We start from the raw sequence: 14,865 nt of genomic DNA, 5'->3' as shown, positions 1-14,865 counted from the left end.
ATATCCTTCACTCGCATTCCCTCAAGCAGGAGCTGGCCCGGTTGATGGATTGGGCCGAGGCGTGGGGACGTCAGGATTTGGCGACAGATCCTGCCTGACGGCCGCGTTCGGACCGTCAGGCAGGAATGGCTTTGTCGAATTGGCTCAGCTATCCGATTTCAGCTTGCCCGCCGTTGCCCAAGCATCCTTCGAAATCTCGGTAATGATGATTTCCACCGATTCCGGTGGGCAAGCCAGCGTTTCAACGGCCGCCTTGGTCACCTCGCGAACGAAGGCGCGCTTCTGATCCTGTGTGCGGCCGGGATGCATTTCCAAGCGCAAGATGGGCATGGGTAACTCCTTGAGAGAATGTCGCCAATTGTTTGGCGCTACGGACTATCTTGCAAAACTCAGGAGCGATAAATACGCTCCCACTTGCTTCATTCCAAACCTATGGGTACGCAATTATGGACAAGTTGGCTGGCATGGCGATGTTCGTCAGGGTGGTCGAGCATGGTAGTTTTGCCGCTGCCGCCGATGTCAGCCAGGTATCGGCGACAATGGTCGCCAAACACATCAGGACGATAGAGCAACGGCTCGGCGCCCGGCTCCTTCATCGCACCACGCGCCGCCACCAGGTGACCGAGGTTGGTAAGCTCTACTACGAGCGCTGCAAGACCGTGCTGGCCGAGGTCGAGCTGGCCGAACAATCCGCATTCGAACTGCAGTCAGCGCCGCGTGGGCGCTTGCGGCTCGTCGCGCCCGTCAGCTTCGGGACGCAAAGCCTTGTGCCGGCTCTGGTGGAATATCTGCATCAGAACCTCGACGTCAGCGTCGATCTGGCGCTGGACAACAATCTGCATGACATGATCGGTGAGGGCTACGAACTCGGTATCCATATCGGCGACCTGACGAATTCCGGTCTGGTCGCTCGCCCGCTAAAACCCTATCGGCGTATTCTCGCGGCATCGCCAAACTATCTCGATCGCTGCGGTCGACCGCAAGTTCCGGAGGATCTCCTCAATCACGTGTGCCTGGGCCATTCTTATTGGCGTTTGCAAGGCCGTTGGCATTTGGTTGGCCCTGAGGGTGAGGTCCGTGAGATTGCGATAAAGGGAAGGTTCACCGCCAACCAGGGTGGCGCTCTGCGTGTTGCCGCCCTGCACGGGGCAGGGATCGTCCTCCAGCCGGAGCTACTTTTGGCAGCCGATCTTGATGCTGGCCGATTGGAGCTCGTGCTGCCGGAATGGTCTTACAAGCCGACGCCGATGCATCTGGTCTATGCGCCCGACCGACGCCCGACCGCTATGTTGCGCAGCGCCATCGATTTCCTCGTTGCCCGTTTTGGCTGAGCTTTACGTCTCTTTCGCGAGTTGCGAATCTATGATCAAATCTGATCATGCCATTGAAGGGTGAGGGGTAGGTGGCCAAGGTTACGTTGAAGGATGTGGCGGCTGCAGCAGGGGTTGGTGCTGCAACGGTGGAGCGTGCGCTCAACGGGCGCGGCAATGTCTTACCGGAGACTGCGGAGAAGATATTCATTGCAGCCAAGCGACTTGGTTATCGCGCGCCGCTTGCGGGCACGAGACACGGTCTTGTGCGCATCGAGGTCGTATTGCTGCGGCCCGAAACCTACTTCTACTCGAGGCTCAACCGTGCCTTCGAGCGCATCGCCGCTCTGCTCGACAAGGATATACAGATCCAGAGGACCTTCGCGCGTGAGGACGACCCGGCCGAATTTTCCAGGCACATCGCAAATCCGAAAGCGCGGCGCTCTGCCTTGATCGTCGTCGCGCCCGACCACCCGGATGTCGTCGGCAGTGTTCGCCACGCTGCCGGGAGCGGCATACCCGTCATCCAGATCATGACGCGGCCGGCGCGGGAGCTTGCTTATGTCGGCATCGACAACGAAGCTGCCGGCCGCACGGCTGCCTTCTATATGGCACGCATGCAGGCCGGTATCGCCGGCACTTTCCTCGCACTTTGTCACAGCGGTGCTTACGAAAACCACAAGGCACGCATCCGCGGATTTTCAGATTATCTGCTGCATCAGGCGAACCCGTCGCATCGCTTCGTCGAGGTTATGTTCGATGAAGACGATGAAATGAAGACGATGGAGTTGCTGACGAGCGCCTTCGCCCGATATCCCGATATTGTCGGCCTCTATAGTGCCGGTGGCGATAACGCCGCGATCGCCACCGTTCTGCGCCGCCATCGGCAGCGGCCGGTCTTTTGGGTCGGGCATGAATTATCCGACGCGACGCACGGCTATCTGAAAGAAGGCCTGATGACGATCGTGCTTGACCAGGTGCCGGAAGTTCAGGCACGCCGCGCCATCGACCTGACGCTGAAGCGGTTGGGGCTGATCGACACGGATATCGATCCCGAGCCGGTTCGCTTTCTGACGGTTACCGCCGAAAGCCTTTGACGATATCAACCCCCTTGCTGATAAGGGAATGTCGGCAGAGATATCGCCAAATTCAAGGCTGACATAGCCGAACCCCCGCGTTCAGTCGCGGCGATCCGCTTGAGATTGTGACGAGGAGCAAGCTCAGGAGCCCGCCGCGCCAATCCCTTTCGGGCCATCGAGGCGGGCGACCTTTTGATCTAAAGATCGCACCTCCTCTATCATGATGCCCAGCGCCGACATGATGAGTGCGTGGTCGCGGCCGTCCGCAGCCTTGGACAGAGCATGAGCTCGGGCATTGAGCTCCTGACTTATCGAGTTGAGCCGATCGATCGTGTTCTGGTCCATAGCCATCTCCTTTGCAAACAACCGAACAGGGGTGCCATATGTTTGGGAATGCGCCGCGTGGGACATTTGTTCCGGTGACGGGCTTTCACCAAATTGCGGCAGGGCTCAGAGGGGTCGAGATAGTCTGGTCACCCGGGAAGACACGCCGGCCCGTTATAGGTAGCTTTCGCTGAGCCCGGGTCTGGTACTCACGCTTCTATTCGATTTGCAGCAGTCGCTGTGCCGTCGAGCGGACGATATCGGCAAGTTGCGTCAACAGCGGACCGGTCGGCGCGCTTTTGCGCCAGCAAAGGCCGATCCGGCGCGTCGGGTTGCCGTCTTCGAACGATAGCAGCCGTATTTTGTCCCATAACAGCATGGGGTTGACGGTTGCCAGCGCGGGCAGCAAAGTGACGCCGACATTGGCACCGACCATGAGACGCAAGGTCTCCAGACTTGTTGCCCTAAAGGACGATCGGTGCCCCGCGCCGGAGAGCCGGCAGACGTCCAGCGCGTGTTCGCGCAGGCAATGGCCCTCTTCCAGCAGCATCAGTTCGTGGCAGCCGAGATCGTCCATGTCGATGCTGTTGCGCTCGGCCAGCGGGTGCTTCTTGGGAACTGCCAGAAGGAACGGCTCCTCGAACAGGAACTCCGTCTGCAATTGGTCGGTATCGACAGGAAGGGCAAGGAGCGCGGCGTCGAGTTCGCCGTCCCTCAGACGCGACAGCAATGTGCCGCTCTTTTCTTCGATGAGCAGTAGTTCAAGCTCGGGAAAGCGCTCATGGATCGGAGGCACGACATGCGGCAGCAGATAAGGGCCAAGCGTCGGAAAGACGCCCAGGCGCAGCACGCCTAGTTCCGGATTCTGTCGCAGCAGCGCTGCATTCTTCAACTGCTGGACATCGACGAGAATTCGTGTTGCTCGCTCCACGGCATCCTTGCCGAAATCCGTCAGCATGACAGAGCGGGAATCGCGCTCGACGAGAGGCGTGCCAAGCTCGGTCTCGAGCTTGCGGATCTGGGCCGACAAGGTCGGCTGGCTCACAAGGCACGCCTCGGCCGCGCGACCAAAGTGGCGATACTTGGCCAGCGCGACGAGATATTCCAGTTCCCTCAACGTCATGAGACGTCTCGTGTCATCAGGCGGCCTTGGCTTCTTCTTCGTCAGGCGCAGACTTGCGGATCAGGTAGTCAAAGGCTGCAAGCGAAGCCTTTGCGCCTTCACCGAGAGCAATGACGATCTGCTTATAGGGAACCGTCGTGCAATCGCCGGCCGCAAAAACGCCTGGGATCGATGTCTGGCCGTGATGGTCAACCTCGATCTCGCCGCGAGCCGAAAGGGCGATCATGCCCTTCAGCCATTCGGTGTTCGGCAGCAGTCCGATCTGCACGAAGACACCTTCGAGTGCCAGGGTGTGATTGTTGCCCTTCGTGCGATCCTCGTAGACCAGGCCGGTGACCTTGCTGCCATCGCCCAAAACTTCCGTCGTCTTCGCCGAAAGAATGATATCGACGTTGGCAAGGCTACGCAGCTTTCGCTGCAGCACGTCGTCGGCGCGCAGCTTGCTGTCGAATTCTATAAGCGTGACGTGCTTGACGACGCCGGCAAGATCGATCGCCGCCTCGACGCCGGAATTGCCGCCGCCAATGACGGCAACGCTCTTACCCTTGAACAATGGACCATCGCAATGCGGGCAATAGGCGACGCCCTTGTTGCGATAATGCTCTTCGCCTGGCACGCCCATCTGGCGCCAGCGTGCGCCCGTTGAAAGGATGACGGAACGGGACCTCAGCGTCGCGCCGCTTTCCAGCTCGACTTCGAAGAGATCGCCGTGGCGACCGAGCTTCTGCGCACGCTGCAGATTCATGATCTCGACTGGATAGTCCTTCACATGCGTCTCAAGCGCCGTGGCAAAAGCCGGTCCCTCGGTGTGCGGAACCGAAATGAAATTTTCGATCGCCATGGTGTCTAGCACCTGGCCGCCGAAGCGCTCGGCAACGACACCGGTGCGGATGCCCTTGCGGGCGGCATAGATTGCCGAAGCGGCACCGGCCGGCCCGCCGCCAACGACGAGGACGTCGAAGGTTTCCAGCGTCTTCAGCCTGTCGGCGGCACGCTTGACCGCACTCGTGTCGAGCTTAGCGATGATCTGCTCGACTTCCATGCGGCCCTGTCCGAAGACCCCGTCATTCAGGTAGATCGTCGGCACCGACATGACCTGTCGGTCCGCGACCTCCTTTGGGAAGACGGCGCCGTCGATAGCGACATGGCTGATCTGCGGGTTGAGGATGGACATCAGGTTCAATGCCTGCACGACATCGGGGCAGTTCTGGCAGGATAGCGAGAAATAGGTCTCGAAGCGGAATTCGCCCCTAAGATCGCGGATCTGGTCGAGGATCGCCTGTTCGACGCGCGGCGGGTGACCGCCGGTCTGTAGCAATGCAAGGACCAGCGACGTGAATTCGTGACCGAGCGGAATGCCGGCAAAGCGTAGGTTGATATCGTGGCCGGGGCTCGTCAACGCGAAGGAAGGCGCTCGCTCGCCGCCATCGCGCTGTTCGGCGAGCGTGATTTTGTCAGAAAGACCGACGATGTCATTCAGAAGAGCTACCATTTCCGCCGACTTGGCGCTGTCGTCGACATTGGCGCGGATCTCGATCGGACGCACGACCTTCTCCAGATAGGCCTTCAATTGGCTTTTCAGCGCGTCGTCAAGCATCGATATGTCTCCTGCAGGAAATGGGAATTCGTCGCCTGCCTGATGCGGCGGACGTATAGGCTCTCGTATCTATTGGGTGGCCTTCCCCTGATTCAGGGAAGGCCAATGGTTCTGAGATCAGATCTTGCCGACGAGCTGCAGCGAAGGAGCAAGCGTCTTTTCGCCTTCTTCCCACTTTGCCGGGCAAACTTCGCCCGGATGCGAGCGAACATACTGAGCAGCCTTGATACGGCGCAGGAGATCGACAGCGTTGCGGCCGATGCCTTCTGCGGTGATTTCCATGGCCTGAATAACGCCGTCCGGATCGACAACGAAGGTGCCTCGGTCGGCAAGGCCTTCGGCTTCGCGCATGACGTCGAAGTTACGCGTGATCGCGCCTGTGGGGTCGCCGATCATGGCATACTGGATCTTGCCGATGGTCTCGGAGCTATCATGCCAGGCCTTGTGGGTGAAATGCGTGTCTGTCGAGACGGAAAACACTTCGACGCCGAGACGCTGAAGCTCGGAATAGTGGTCGGCGACGTCGCCAAGTTCGGTCGGGCAGACGAAGGTGAAGTCGGCCGGATAGAAGAAGAAGACCGCCCACTTGCCAGCGATGTCAGCTTCCGTGACTTCGACGAATTTTCCCTGCTTGAAAGCCTGGGCTTTGAACGGCTTAACGGCGGTATTGAGAACGGACATGGTACCCTTGCAATGTTTGGACAGATGTATTTCGCGCCGCAACATAGTGCGTGCGCCGCAATAAGCAAAATAGATAAATCAGAAAGAATCGATAGTTTCCATCTATCTTGGTTGGCTAGAGTTGCCACGCTTGTGGATATCGCCAGCGCCTAAACGACGCAGTGCGACGCAGGAAACTGGTCGGGTGATCAAAGCGCTTACAGGCTGTGTGAGGGCGGCTGCTGTTTAGATGGATGCCTCACGAATGATACCCCGATTGAGATCTGCAGCTTTCTGCTACCAGCCAATCACGCAGCGTTTCGGCTTGCCTGGAAAGATGATCGGCTTCGATCAGCCAGTAGAATTTGTCGGTATCCAAAGGTGATTCGAACAGCGTGACCAATGCGCCGTTGGCCAATTCCTCGACAATTAGCGCGCCGGGGCAGAGACCGATGCCCTGGGAACCAACGATTGATCCGATCATCAAGCTGAAGTCTGCAAAGACAGGGCCAGGTCTCAAGGGCGTGCCAATCCCTGTATCCGCAAACCAGCGTGCCCAGGAGGTTGGCGTTTCGTCGTGAAGAAGTTCGAGGTCGAGCAGTTTGGCCGGCGTCTCAATGGGACCGTGCCGACGTCGGTACTCCGCCGAACAGGTGGGGCGTGTCTCGCCGCTCAAGAGGGCAGTGGAATTTGCGCTGGGTTGGATTCCGTGCCGGATCAACAGGTCCACGCTTGCCGATTCCGGCGTCTTGGCATCAAGCGCATAGACGATGTTGATGCGAATATCGGGATGTTCTTCTCTGAATCTCGGCAAGCGCGGGATCAGCCAGCGAGTGGCGACGGACGCGATGCAAGCGATGCTGACCGGTCGGTCATGGCGTGTCCCGGCCAACTTTTGCGCCGCGCTTTCGATTTGCCCGAGGCCATTTGCCACGGCCGCCCCAAATTCGCGGCCGGCTGCTGTTGCCGTCACCCCTCGGGCATGGCGCGTGAACAGCGCAACACCAAGCCAATTTTCGACGATTCTGACATGCTGGCTTACGCCTGCGGCCGTCAGATTGAGTTCTGTTGCGGCCCTTGCGAAGCTCTCGTGGCGCAAGGCCGCTTCAAGGGCGCGAAGAGAAGCATAGGGGATGTGACGCATTGAATAAGACTAAGTTTGACTTAGCCAAAGAGCAAGAACATTGAGCGTTGTTTGTGGTCACGATCGATTTACAATGCAGATCCAATCGTAGCATGGATGGCGCCGCTTGCGACATTGTATGCTTCGAATGCAAGCAAGGTTTAAATCCTCAACCGTCCAAGGATCTATATGACAATGAAGCAAGAAATCCGCGATGTTGCCGCGCCAGCTGATGCAGAGGAACGGCGCAGCAAGCCGCCGGTCGTTGTCTATCCGAATGAGACCTTGCCGCCTTCCGGGTTGAATATTCTTCAGGCCGCAAGGCAAAGCATGACTAAGGTCGACGAGATCATTGTACCACCGCGGGACGCCGGCAGCTTTCGGGTGCCTAAGGGCCACTTTTTTCGCATCGTTGGCAGGGAGGGGCCGCAGGTCGGCGACCTGAATCTGTGGAACGCCGACGACCTTTCGGAGCGCTTCTTTAGCGGCAAAACGCGGGCGCTTCACGCCACGCATGTCGGCGTCGGCGATCGGCTGTGGAGCAACTTGCCCTATCTGCGCCCGATGGCGACGATTACCCATGACACGCTTGGCTGGTATGGCTGGGATAAGGATGGCGCCGGCGTTCATGATGTCATCGGCACGCGCTGCGATCCCTATACGAACCGGCTGCTGAAGGGTAATGATTACCACCATTGCTGCCACTCGAATTTGTCGCGCGCGCTTGCGTCAGCAACTGGTATCCCCGTTCGGGACGCTGAAATGCACGTGCATGATGTGCTGAATGTCTTCATGTGCACGGGCTTCACGCGCGACACTCATCAATATTTCATGAAAGCGAGCCCAGTGCGGCCCGGTGATTTCATCGAATTCTTTGCGGAGATTGATCTTCTGGGCGCCATTTCCGCCTGCCCGGGCGGCGATTGCGGCAGCGGCCACTCAAGCGATGCGGCGCCTTGCTATCCGTTGGGTATCGAGATCTGGCGGCCTGATCGCACGAGCCTTGCTGGTCGGGATTTTCCCGAGCCGAATGCCTATCCGAGAACGCATGGTCTTTAAGTGGGCGGATAGTCGCCAAACATAGATATTGCCGGCGGTCAGACCACCGGCAAATCAAAATTCTTTATCAGATCTGGCATCTGCGAGGGCAGACAGCTCATCGGCCGCTTAGTTGCAGACGCGTACGCGCTCGTAGTGATAGCCGTCATCATACTGATTTTGAACCGGTTGGCTCTCAAACCAGCATCTCGGCTGCGGGGGGGCGACTTCGTAGACCGGACCCCGGTTGGAAAGGGCGCCGCCGACGATAAGGCCGCCGATGAGGCCAGCAGCTAGGCCGCCTGCGATTGCCGCGCCATTGTTGTGACGATGATGGCGGCGCCAGTCGTCATGTCCACGCCAGTCGCCGCGATAGGGTGCGCGACCGTCATAATACTGCGCCTGTGCGTAGCTTGCGGGAGCCAGCGCGCCGCCGACCACCGTTGCGGCCAGCAAAACCGTGAGAATCTTTTTCTTTATCATGACTACCTCCAAAGCAGTCGTCGTGCTCAGCGAATACGCGAGCTATCTATTCAACGTCTAGAGCATGATTATGTTCAGCTGAATATTCTATGAATGGGCCGTTCATCGGCGCAAGTGCCTGAAAACTCTGCCGTTTTGGAGGCGATTCCGCAATGGGTCAGCCAACCGAATCGTGCCTGCGTGTCGATTTCAGCCATTCCAGTGTCCGCGATTCGGGATTGGGATTGCGCGTGATATCGGTCACGACGGCAGCGCAGTCGGCGCCGTTCTCGAATACCCCAGGGATCCGCTCCACGGTCAGGCCACCGATCGCGACAAGCGGAATATTGCCGGCAATGGCTTTCCACTCGCCGATGCGTTCGAGACCTTGGGCTGCCCAAGGCATGGCTTTCAAAATGGTGGGGTAGATCGGCCCGAGGGCGATGTAGTCGGGGTCGGCTGCGAGCGCTGTTTGCAGCTCGGCGCCGTCATGGGTCGAAAGCCCGAGCTTCAACCCTGCTTTGCGAATGGCGCCAAGATCTGCCACCGCCAGATCCTCCTGGCCGAGATGGAGGAAATCGCAGCCTTCCTCTATAGCCAATTGCCAATAGTCATTGACGACCAATTGGCATCCGTTGGTCGCGCAGATGGCCTTTGCCCTGCGGATATCCGCTCGGATTTCCGAAAGTGGGCGACCCTTGATACGCAATTGCACAAGCTTGACGCCGAGCGGCACCAGCCTCTCGATCCATGCCGCACTATCGACGATCAGATAAAATGGATCGAGCCTCATGCAAACACCGCCTTTCCGATGACCGGCGTTGATGGCACGGCCATGTCGCGCGGCTCCAGCAGGCCCGCATTGAAGGCCTGTCTTCCGGCATCGATGGCCCCGGCAAACGCTTCTGCCATGATGCCCGGATCGCGTGCTCCGGCGACGGCGGTGTTCAACAGCACCGCATCGAAGCCCAGTTCCATGACGGATGCCGCATGCGAGGGCCGGCCGATGCCGGCGTCTACAATCAACGGCATTTCGGGAAAATGCGCCCGCATCGAGCGAAGAGCGGACGGATTGAGCGGCCCTGCCGCGGTACCGATTGGCGCACACCAAGGCATGAGGACCTTGCATCCGGCTTCCATCAGTCGTTCGGCCACGACCAGATCGTCCGTCGTATAGGGGAAGACCTCAAAGCCTTCGCTTGTCAAAATCCGCGCCGCCTCGACCAATCCAAAGACATCCGGCTGCAGCGTGTCGTGATTGCCGATCACCTCGAGCTTGATCCAGTTGGTCTGGAATACCTCGCGGGCCATCTTTGCCGTCAGTACCGCTTCCGAGACGCCGTGGCATCCGGCGGTGTTGGGCAAAACGCGAACGCCGAGTTGACGGATCATCTCGAAGAATGCGCCGCCGCTGCGTCCGCCTGCCGCCTCGCGCCGTAGCGACACCGTGACGATCTCCGTCGCGGATCGCTTGACTGCCTCGGCGAGAACCGACGGTGAAGGATAGCGCGCGGTGCCGAGAAGAAGGCGTGATGCGACTTTGACGCCGTAAAGGTCGAGCATGGTTCAGCCCCCTTGCATCGGAGTGAGGATTTCGATCCTGTCATTGTCGTTCAGCGCATGGTCGTCGCGATCCTCCCGGTGGATGAGATCGCCATTGACCGCCGTTGCGAGCCAGTCGCCCTCGTAGTCGAGCGCTGCAAGTAGCTGTGAAAGTGTGGTGACGGCGATGGTCTGGGTCTCGCCATTGATAATCAGGCGCATCTGGGGCTCCTCTGATCTGACACCTCGGGAAAGACAAGATCCACAACGTCGACCGCCATTGCCGGCGCCAATAAGAAACCATGGCGGTAAAGGCCGTTGAGGCTTGTGGTTTTGCCTTCTCGGGTCACGCGCGGAAAATTGTCGGGAAAGGCAGGGCGGATGCCGGCACCGGTTTCGACCAGGGTGGCCTCGGCGAAGGCCGGATGCAGTGCATAGGCCGCATTCAACAGTTCCATCAGCGATCGTGCCGTGATCGGCCCGTCGAAGTCCGTTTCGATCATGGTGGCTCCGACCATGAAAAGCCCGTTGTCGCGGGGGACGATATAGACCGGAACGCGCGGATGCAGCAGGCGGATGGGCCGGGCGAGCGTGATCTCTTCCGTGTGGAGATACAGCATCTCGCCGCGAACGCCACGCAGGTCACAAGTGTGTCCGATTCGGGAAGCCCCTGTGCAATCGATGATCTCAGGGAAATCATCCTCGCAAACATCCGCTGCAACAAAAGCAACACCATGTGCCAGAAGCCGTGCTTTCAAACCAGGCAGCACGCGGCGAGGATCGAGATGGGCTTCCTCCGCAAAGAACAGTCCGTTCCTGAAGCGCCCGGCAAGGGCGGGTTCGAGAACCGCGATTTCATTCTCGTCGACCCAGCGATAACAGGTGGTGCGCGCGGCGAACCGCTTCAGCTCGTTCTGATCGCGTGTCGACGCGACGACCAGGGTTCCGTTGCGCACGACTTCGCCAGGTAGAATCTCCCCCCATCGGTCGGCGGCATCAAGGCCGCGCTTGAGCACGGCCTCATCGGCGTTTTCCCGTTCGCACCAGGGCGCCAGCATGCCGCCAGCGAGCCACGAGGCCGCTTGATCGAAGTTCGCGCATGGATCCAGAACGGTTACATCTGCCCCGCGAATGGAAAGTTCGTGGGCGACCGTGAGGCCGGCAACGCCGGCCCCTTTGATGAGCACACGCATCTCATTCGGCCGGACGGGCCGACGTGTCGACCGGCATGTAGAGATCGCCGCCATCGCGGTATTTGGCCGCCATCGCATCCAGTCCTTCCTTCTGCGCCTCGGCACGAATGTCGTGTGAAATGCGCATGGAACAGAATTTGGGGCCGCACATCGAGCAGAAATGCGCGACCTTATGCGCTTCCTTCGGCAGGGTCTCGTCGTGGAAGCTGCGGGCGGTGTCGGGGTCAAGCGACAGGTTGAACTGGTCTTCCCAGCGGAACTCGAAGCGCGCGCGCGACAGTGCGTCGTCACGCACTTGCGCCGCCGGATGGCCCTTGGCGAGATCGGCGGCATGGGCGGCGATCTTATAGGTGATGACACCGGTCTTGACATCGTTGCGGTCGGGCAGGCCAAGGTGCTCCTTCGGCGTGACATAGCAGAGCATAGCGGTGCCGAACCAGCCGATCATCGCCGCACCGATACCAGAGGTGATGTGGTCGTAGCCCGGCGCGATGTCGGTGGTCAGCGGCCCGAGCGTGTAGAAGGGCGCTTCACCGCAGACGGCCAGCTGCTTGTCCATGTTCTCCTTGATCTTGTGCATCGGCACATGGCCCGGGCCTTCGATCATCACCTGGCAATCCTTTGCCCAGGCGATCTTGGTCAACTCGCCCAGTGTCTCTAGCTCAGCGAATTGCGCTGCGTCGTTGGCGTCGGCGATCGAGCCCGGGCGCAAGCCGTCGCCGAGCGAGAAGGAGACGTCATAGGCGCGGCAGATGTCGCAGATTTCGGCGAAATGCTCGTAGAGGAAGCTCTCGCGATGGTGATGGAGACACCACTTGGCCATGATCGAGCCACCGCGCGAGACGATGCCGGTAACGCGATTGACGGTCAACGGAATGTAATGCAGGCGCACGCCGGCATGAATGGTGAAATAATCGACGCCCTGTTCGGCCTGCTCGATCAGCGTGTCACGATAGACCTCCCAGGTCAGATCTTCAGCAATGCCGCCGACCTTTTCCAGCGCCTGATAGAGCGGCACTGTGCCGATCGGCAGCGGCGAGTTGCGGATGATCCATTCGCGGATGTTGTGAATGTTGCGCCCGGTCGACAGATCCATCACCGTATCTGCGCCCCAGCGGGCGGCCCAGACCATTTTCTCGACCTCTTCCGCCATAGAGGATGTGACGGCGGAATTGCCTATGTTGGCGTTGATCTTCACCAGGAAGTTCCGGCCGATGATCATCGGCTCGCTTTCGGGATGATTGATGTTAGCCGGGATGATCGCACGCCCGGCGGCGACTTCCTGGCGGACGAATTCCGGCGTTACATGGTCGGGAATATGGGCTCCGAAGCTTTCGCCGTCGCGAATCAGGGCTTCGGCCTTCGCCTTGCGGCCGAGATTTTCGCGGATGGCGATGAATTCCATCTCCGGCGTGATGATACCGGCTCGCGCATAGGCAAGCTGGGTCACGGCCTTGCCATCCTTGGCCCGCAAAGCTTGCCGCTGCCCGGGAAACTCCGGCGTCAATCTGTCGCCGCTGACGAAGCCGTTGTCCTCCGGGCGGACATGCCGGCCCTCATAGGCTTCGACATCGCCTCGGGCGAGCACCCAGTCGCGGCGCAGCTGAGGCAGGCCCTGTTCGATGCGGATATCGGCACCTGCGATCGTGTAAGGACCCGATGAATCATAGACGACGACCGGCGGCTCGCCGGCTGTCGGATGGACGCTGATCTCGCGCATCGGCACGCGGATGTCGCTATGGATATCGCCGGGAATGTAGATCTTGCGTGACGCCGGCAATGGGCCAGTGGTAACGGTTGGGGTGATGTTCTTTGCGGCAATGGTCATGGTTTGAGGCTCCAAGTTGCGGTTGGAGACCCAGTCATCAGCCGGAATGATGAAAAGACGCCGGCATGGAATCCAAGCGGGAATCCGAAGCCTTCAAGCGCTCGCACCGTCCCTACGCCAGTATGAACTGGATCAGGTTCAACGGGTCACTGCGCACGCTAGCAGTATCTCAGCCCCTTGCCGGGACCCCCCTGGTGAATGATGGAAGGCTAAGCCGTCTCTTCCGTTTCTGTCAACCCTGCTAGGGTTGTCATGGGTCACGTTTGACCAAAGCCACTGATTCTTCGTGGTGGCATTGTTGAGGGCAAGGGGGCTGCCTTCCTGCTCCGGCCGCGCTCGCCGATAGGGCGGCCCCATTAACGGTCGCGGATCGGCATGCCGTGCGTCTGGGCCAGTTGAACCCGCGGGCATATGCGGGGCGGGCGTTCCGTCCGCTCCTCCGACATAGGGCCACATCATTTCCATGAATGGTGAACTGTCGACGCCTCTCAGGCAGGAGTTGCATTTAGGCAACAGCATCCAAGACTAATGCTAGGCTTGGTTTCACATAATTGACAAACATACGGACTGTTTGTAACTCAGATGCAGGACACAAGTTGTCTTGCGGTCGATTGATCGACCGGATCGGTAGAGGCATTTCAAGGCCTTTGCTGCGGGGTCAAGTATGGAGGTTAGAGGGGACTCAAGCCAACATTATGTGCGTATCTGCCGGGCTGCCTGTCGCGTTTCGACCGAACCGAATTTTGAGGTGGTGTTGCAGCTTTGCACTCGCGGTAAGTTCGAAATGCGAATTAAAACCAGGAGTTTATAATGAACATCAAGAGCCTTCTTCTCGGCTCCGCTGCCGCGCTGGCAGCAGTATCCGGTGCCCATGCGGCTGACGCCATCGTTGCCGCTGAGCCAGAGCCGCTGGAATACGTTCGCATCTGCGACGCATATGGTGCAGGTTACTTCTTCATTCCGGGCACCGAAACCTGCCTCAAGATCGGCGGTATGGTTCGTACCGAAGGCAAGTGGTATGACGCCTACAGCCCGAACACCCATAACGGCACGCTGTGGCACACCCGTGCTGAGTTGAGCATCGACACCGCGACCGACACCGAATACGGCCCGCTGAAGACCAACATGGTCATGCGTTGGGACTGGCAGGAAGGCAACTCCACCGACTCCAAGCTGCTGTTCGCCAACATCAGCCTCGGCGGCTTCCTCGTTGGTAAGGCCGATTCGCAGTATGTCTCGTACACCGGATATGCCGGCGACGTCATCAACGACGACGTGGTCTATGACGGTCCGTACGAACTGAACCAGTTGACCTACAACTACGATGCAGGCAACGGTTTCACGGCAGTCATCTCGCTCGAAGACAGCAACTCCACTTCGGACGGCAAGAACTCCTACGGCTCCAGCTGGTGGACAGACGACAAATCCAACCACTACGCTCCTGACGTTGTCGCCGGTGCTGGCTTCAAGTCCGGCGCATGGGGCTTCAAGGTTGTCGGCGGTTACGACTCGATCGTCGAAGAAGGCGCTATCAAGGCTCGTGTTGATGCTGACTTCGGCGTATTCTCGGCCTTCTTGGCCTTCTT

Annotated in this window: 16 protein-coding genes and 1 riboswitch; of the genes, 4 read left to right on the top strand and 12 right to left on the bottom strand. The window is 59.3% G+C overall.

Annotation, left to right across the window (positions count from 1 at the left end; translation table 11 throughout):
• Positions 1–144 precede the first annotated feature (144 nt).
• Positions 145–330 (bottom strand): 4-oxalocrotonate tautomerase, encoded by a 186-nt coding sequence (locus QD461_RS35570; protein ID WP_414091547.1) that lies wholly within the window; start codon positions 328–330, stop codon positions 145–147.
• 116 nt (positions 331–446) lie between these two features.
• Between QD461_RS35570 and QD461_RS35565 the strand changes: the two genes are divergently transcribed.
• Positions 447–1,331, top strand: coding sequence for a LysR substrate-binding domain-containing protein (locus QD461_RS35565; RefSeq protein WP_414091546.1), 885 nt, complete (start codon positions 447–449; stop codon positions 1,329–1,331).
• Positions 1,332–1,402: 71 nt separating this feature from the next.
• On the top strand, positions 1,403–2,407 hold the full coding sequence (locus tag QD461_RS35560) for a LacI family DNA-binding transcriptional regulator (protein ID WP_414091545.1): 1,005 nt from the start codon (positions 1,403–1,405) through the stop codon (positions 2,405–2,407).
• A 123-nt stretch (positions 2,408–2,530) separates the two neighbouring features.
• On the opposite strand, the gene QD461_RS35555 is transcribed toward QD461_RS35560, so the two are convergent.
• The 5 genes from QD461_RS35555 to QD461_RS35535 all read right to left on the bottom strand — a co-directional run bounded on the left by QD461_RS35555 (position 2,531) and on the right by QD461_RS35535 (position 7,237).
• A complete protein-coding gene (locus tag QD461_RS35555; protein ID WP_414091544.1) occupies positions 2,531–2,734 on the bottom strand; it encodes a hypothetical protein in 204 nt (67 codons plus the stop codon).
• 196 nt (positions 2,735–2,930) lie between these two features.
• The gene (locus tag QD461_RS35550) at positions 2,931–3,836 is read right to left on the bottom strand and encodes a LysR substrate-binding domain-containing protein (protein ID WP_414091543.1); all 906 of its coding nucleotides are present in this window, start codon (positions 3,834–3,836) and stop codon (positions 2,931–2,933) included.
• 16 nt (positions 3,837–3,852) lie between these two features.
• Complete coding sequence (gene ahpF, locus QD461_RS35545; protein ID WP_414091542.1) at positions 3,853–5,433, bottom strand: alkyl hydroperoxide reductase subunit F; 1,581 nt, start codon at positions 5,431–5,433, stop codon at positions 3,853–3,855.
• A 117-nt stretch (positions 5,434–5,550) separates the two neighbouring features.
• Complete coding sequence (ahpC, locus tag QD461_RS35540) at positions 5,551–6,114, bottom strand: alkyl hydroperoxide reductase subunit C (protein WP_184706761.1); 564 nt, start codon at positions 6,112–6,114, stop codon at positions 5,551–5,553.
• 238 nt (positions 6,115–6,352) lie between these two features.
• Positions 6,353–7,237 (bottom strand): LysR substrate-binding domain-containing protein, encoded by an 885-nt coding sequence (locus QD461_RS35535; protein ID WP_414091541.1) that lies wholly within the window; start codon positions 7,235–7,237, stop codon positions 6,353–6,355.
• A gap of 174 nt (positions 7,238–7,411) precedes the next feature.
• Between QD461_RS35535 and QD461_RS35530 the strand changes: the two genes are divergently transcribed.
• Entirely contained in the window at positions 7,412–8,275 is an 864-nt protein-coding gene (locus QD461_RS35530; RefSeq protein WP_414091540.1) for an urea carboxylase-associated family protein, read from the top strand.
• 108 nt (positions 8,276–8,383) lie between these two features.
• Here QD461_RS35530 and QD461_RS35525 read toward each other — a convergent pair whose 3' ends face one another.
• The 6 genes from QD461_RS35525 to thiC form a co-directional block, all read right to left on the bottom strand.
• A complete protein-coding gene (locus QD461_RS35525; protein WP_414091539.1) occupies positions 8,384–8,737 on the bottom strand; it encodes a hypothetical protein in 354 nt (117 codons plus the stop codon).
• 157 nt (positions 8,738–8,894) lie between these two features.
• Positions 8,895–9,509: a thiamine phosphate synthase gene (locus tag QD461_RS35520; RefSeq protein ID WP_414091538.1), complete on the bottom strand. Its 615-nt coding sequence runs from the start codon at positions 9,507–9,509 to the stop codon at positions 8,895–8,897.
• On the bottom strand, positions 9,506–10,279 hold the full coding sequence (locus QD461_RS35515; protein ID WP_414091537.1) for a thiazole synthase: 774 nt from the start codon (positions 10,277–10,279) through the stop codon (positions 9,506–9,508). Before QD461_RS35515 ends, QD461_RS35520 begins: the two co-directional genes overlap by 4 nt.
• 3 nt (positions 10,280–10,282) lie before the next feature.
• Positions 10,283–10,480 (bottom strand): sulfur carrier protein ThiS, encoded by a 198-nt coding sequence (gene thiS / locus QD461_RS35510; RefSeq protein WP_414091536.1) that lies wholly within the window; start codon positions 10,478–10,480, stop codon positions 10,283–10,285.
• Positions 10,471–11,451 (bottom strand): glycine oxidase ThiO, encoded by a 981-nt coding sequence (gene thiO / locus QD461_RS35505; protein ID WP_414091534.1) that lies wholly within the window; start codon positions 11,449–11,451, stop codon positions 10,471–10,473. The genes thiS and thiO overlap by 10 nt, the downstream gene beginning before the upstream one ends.
• 1 nt (position 11,452) lies before the next feature.
• Positions 11,453–13,279 carry a phosphomethylpyrimidine synthase ThiC gene (thiC, locus tag QD461_RS35500; protein WP_414091533.1) on the bottom strand — a complete coding sequence of 609 codons (1,827 nt, stop codon included), beginning with the start codon at positions 13,277–13,279 and terminating at the stop codon, positions 11,453–11,455.
• A 91-nt stretch (positions 13,280–13,370) separates the two neighbouring features.
• A riboswitch (TPP riboswitch) is annotated at positions 13,371–13,482 on the bottom strand.
• Between the two features lie 607 nt (positions 13,483–14,089).
• On the opposite strand from thiC, the gene QD461_RS35495 reads away from it, so the two are divergent.
• On the top strand, positions 14,090–14,865 hold a 776-nt coding region (locus tag QD461_RS35495; protein ID WP_414091532.1), incomplete at its 3' end, for a porin.

It is taken from the genome of Rhizobium sp. BR 314, assembly GCF_047445805.1.
Taxonomy (GTDB): domain Bacteria; phylum Pseudomonadota; class Alphaproteobacteria; order Rhizobiales; family Rhizobiaceae; genus Rhizobium; species Rhizobium lusitanum_B.
Note: the sequence above shows the minus strand (reverse complement) of the source record. Positions and strands in the feature narration are given on the sequence as shown.

Bases quoted from the DNA above. Each gene is read 5' to 3' on its own strand.
- QD461_RS35570 (WP_414091547.1), bottom strand. From the start codon at position 330: ATGCCCATCTTGCGCTTGGAAATGCATCCCGGCCGCACACAGGATCAG.
- QD461_RS35565 (WP_414091546.1), top strand. From the start codon at position 447: ATGGACAAGTTGGCTGGCATGGCGATGTTCGTCAGGGTGGTCGAGCAT.
- QD461_RS35555 (WP_414091544.1), bottom strand. From the start codon at position 2,734: ATGGACCAGAACACGATCGATCGGCTCAACTCGATAAGTCAGGAGCTC.
- QD461_RS35550 (WP_414091543.1), bottom strand. From the start codon at position 3,836: ATGACGTTGAGGGAACTGGAATATCTCGTCGCGCTGGCCAAGTATCGC.
- ahpF (WP_414091542.1), bottom strand. From the start codon at position 5,433: ATGCTTGACGACGCGCTGAAAAGCCAATTGAAGGCCTATCTGGAGAAG.
- ahpC (WP_184706761.1), bottom strand. From the start codon at position 6,114: ATGTCCGTTCTCAATACCGCCGTTAAGCCGTTCAAAGCCCAGGCTTTC.
- QD461_RS35535 (WP_414091541.1), bottom strand. From the start codon at position 7,237: ATGCGTCACATCCCCTATGCTTCTCTTCGCGCCCTTGAAGCGGCCTTG.
- QD461_RS35530 (WP_414091540.1), top strand. From the start codon at position 7,412: ATGAAGCAAGAAATCCGCGATGTTGCCGCGCCAGCTGATGCAGAGGAA.
- QD461_RS35525 (WP_414091539.1), bottom strand. From the start codon at position 8,737: ATGATAAAGAAAAAGATTCTCACGGTTTTGCTGGCCGCAACGGTGGTC.
- QD461_RS35520 (WP_414091538.1), bottom strand. From the start codon at position 9,509: ATGAGGCTCGATCCATTTTATCTGATCGTCGATAGTGCGGCATGGATC.
- QD461_RS35515 (WP_414091537.1), bottom strand. From the start codon at position 10,279: ATGCTCGACCTTTACGGCGTCAAAGTCGCATCACGCCTTCTTCTCGGC.
- thiS (WP_414091536.1), bottom strand. From the start codon at position 10,480: ATGCGCCTGATTATCAATGGCGAGACCCAGACCATCGCCGTCACCACA.
- thiO (WP_414091534.1), bottom strand. From the start codon at position 11,451: ATGCGTGTGCTCATCAAAGGGGCCGGCGTTGCCGGCCTCACGGTCGCC.
- thiC (WP_414091533.1), bottom strand. From the start codon at position 13,279: ATGACCATTGCCGCAAAGAACATCACCCCAACCGTTACCACTGGCCCA.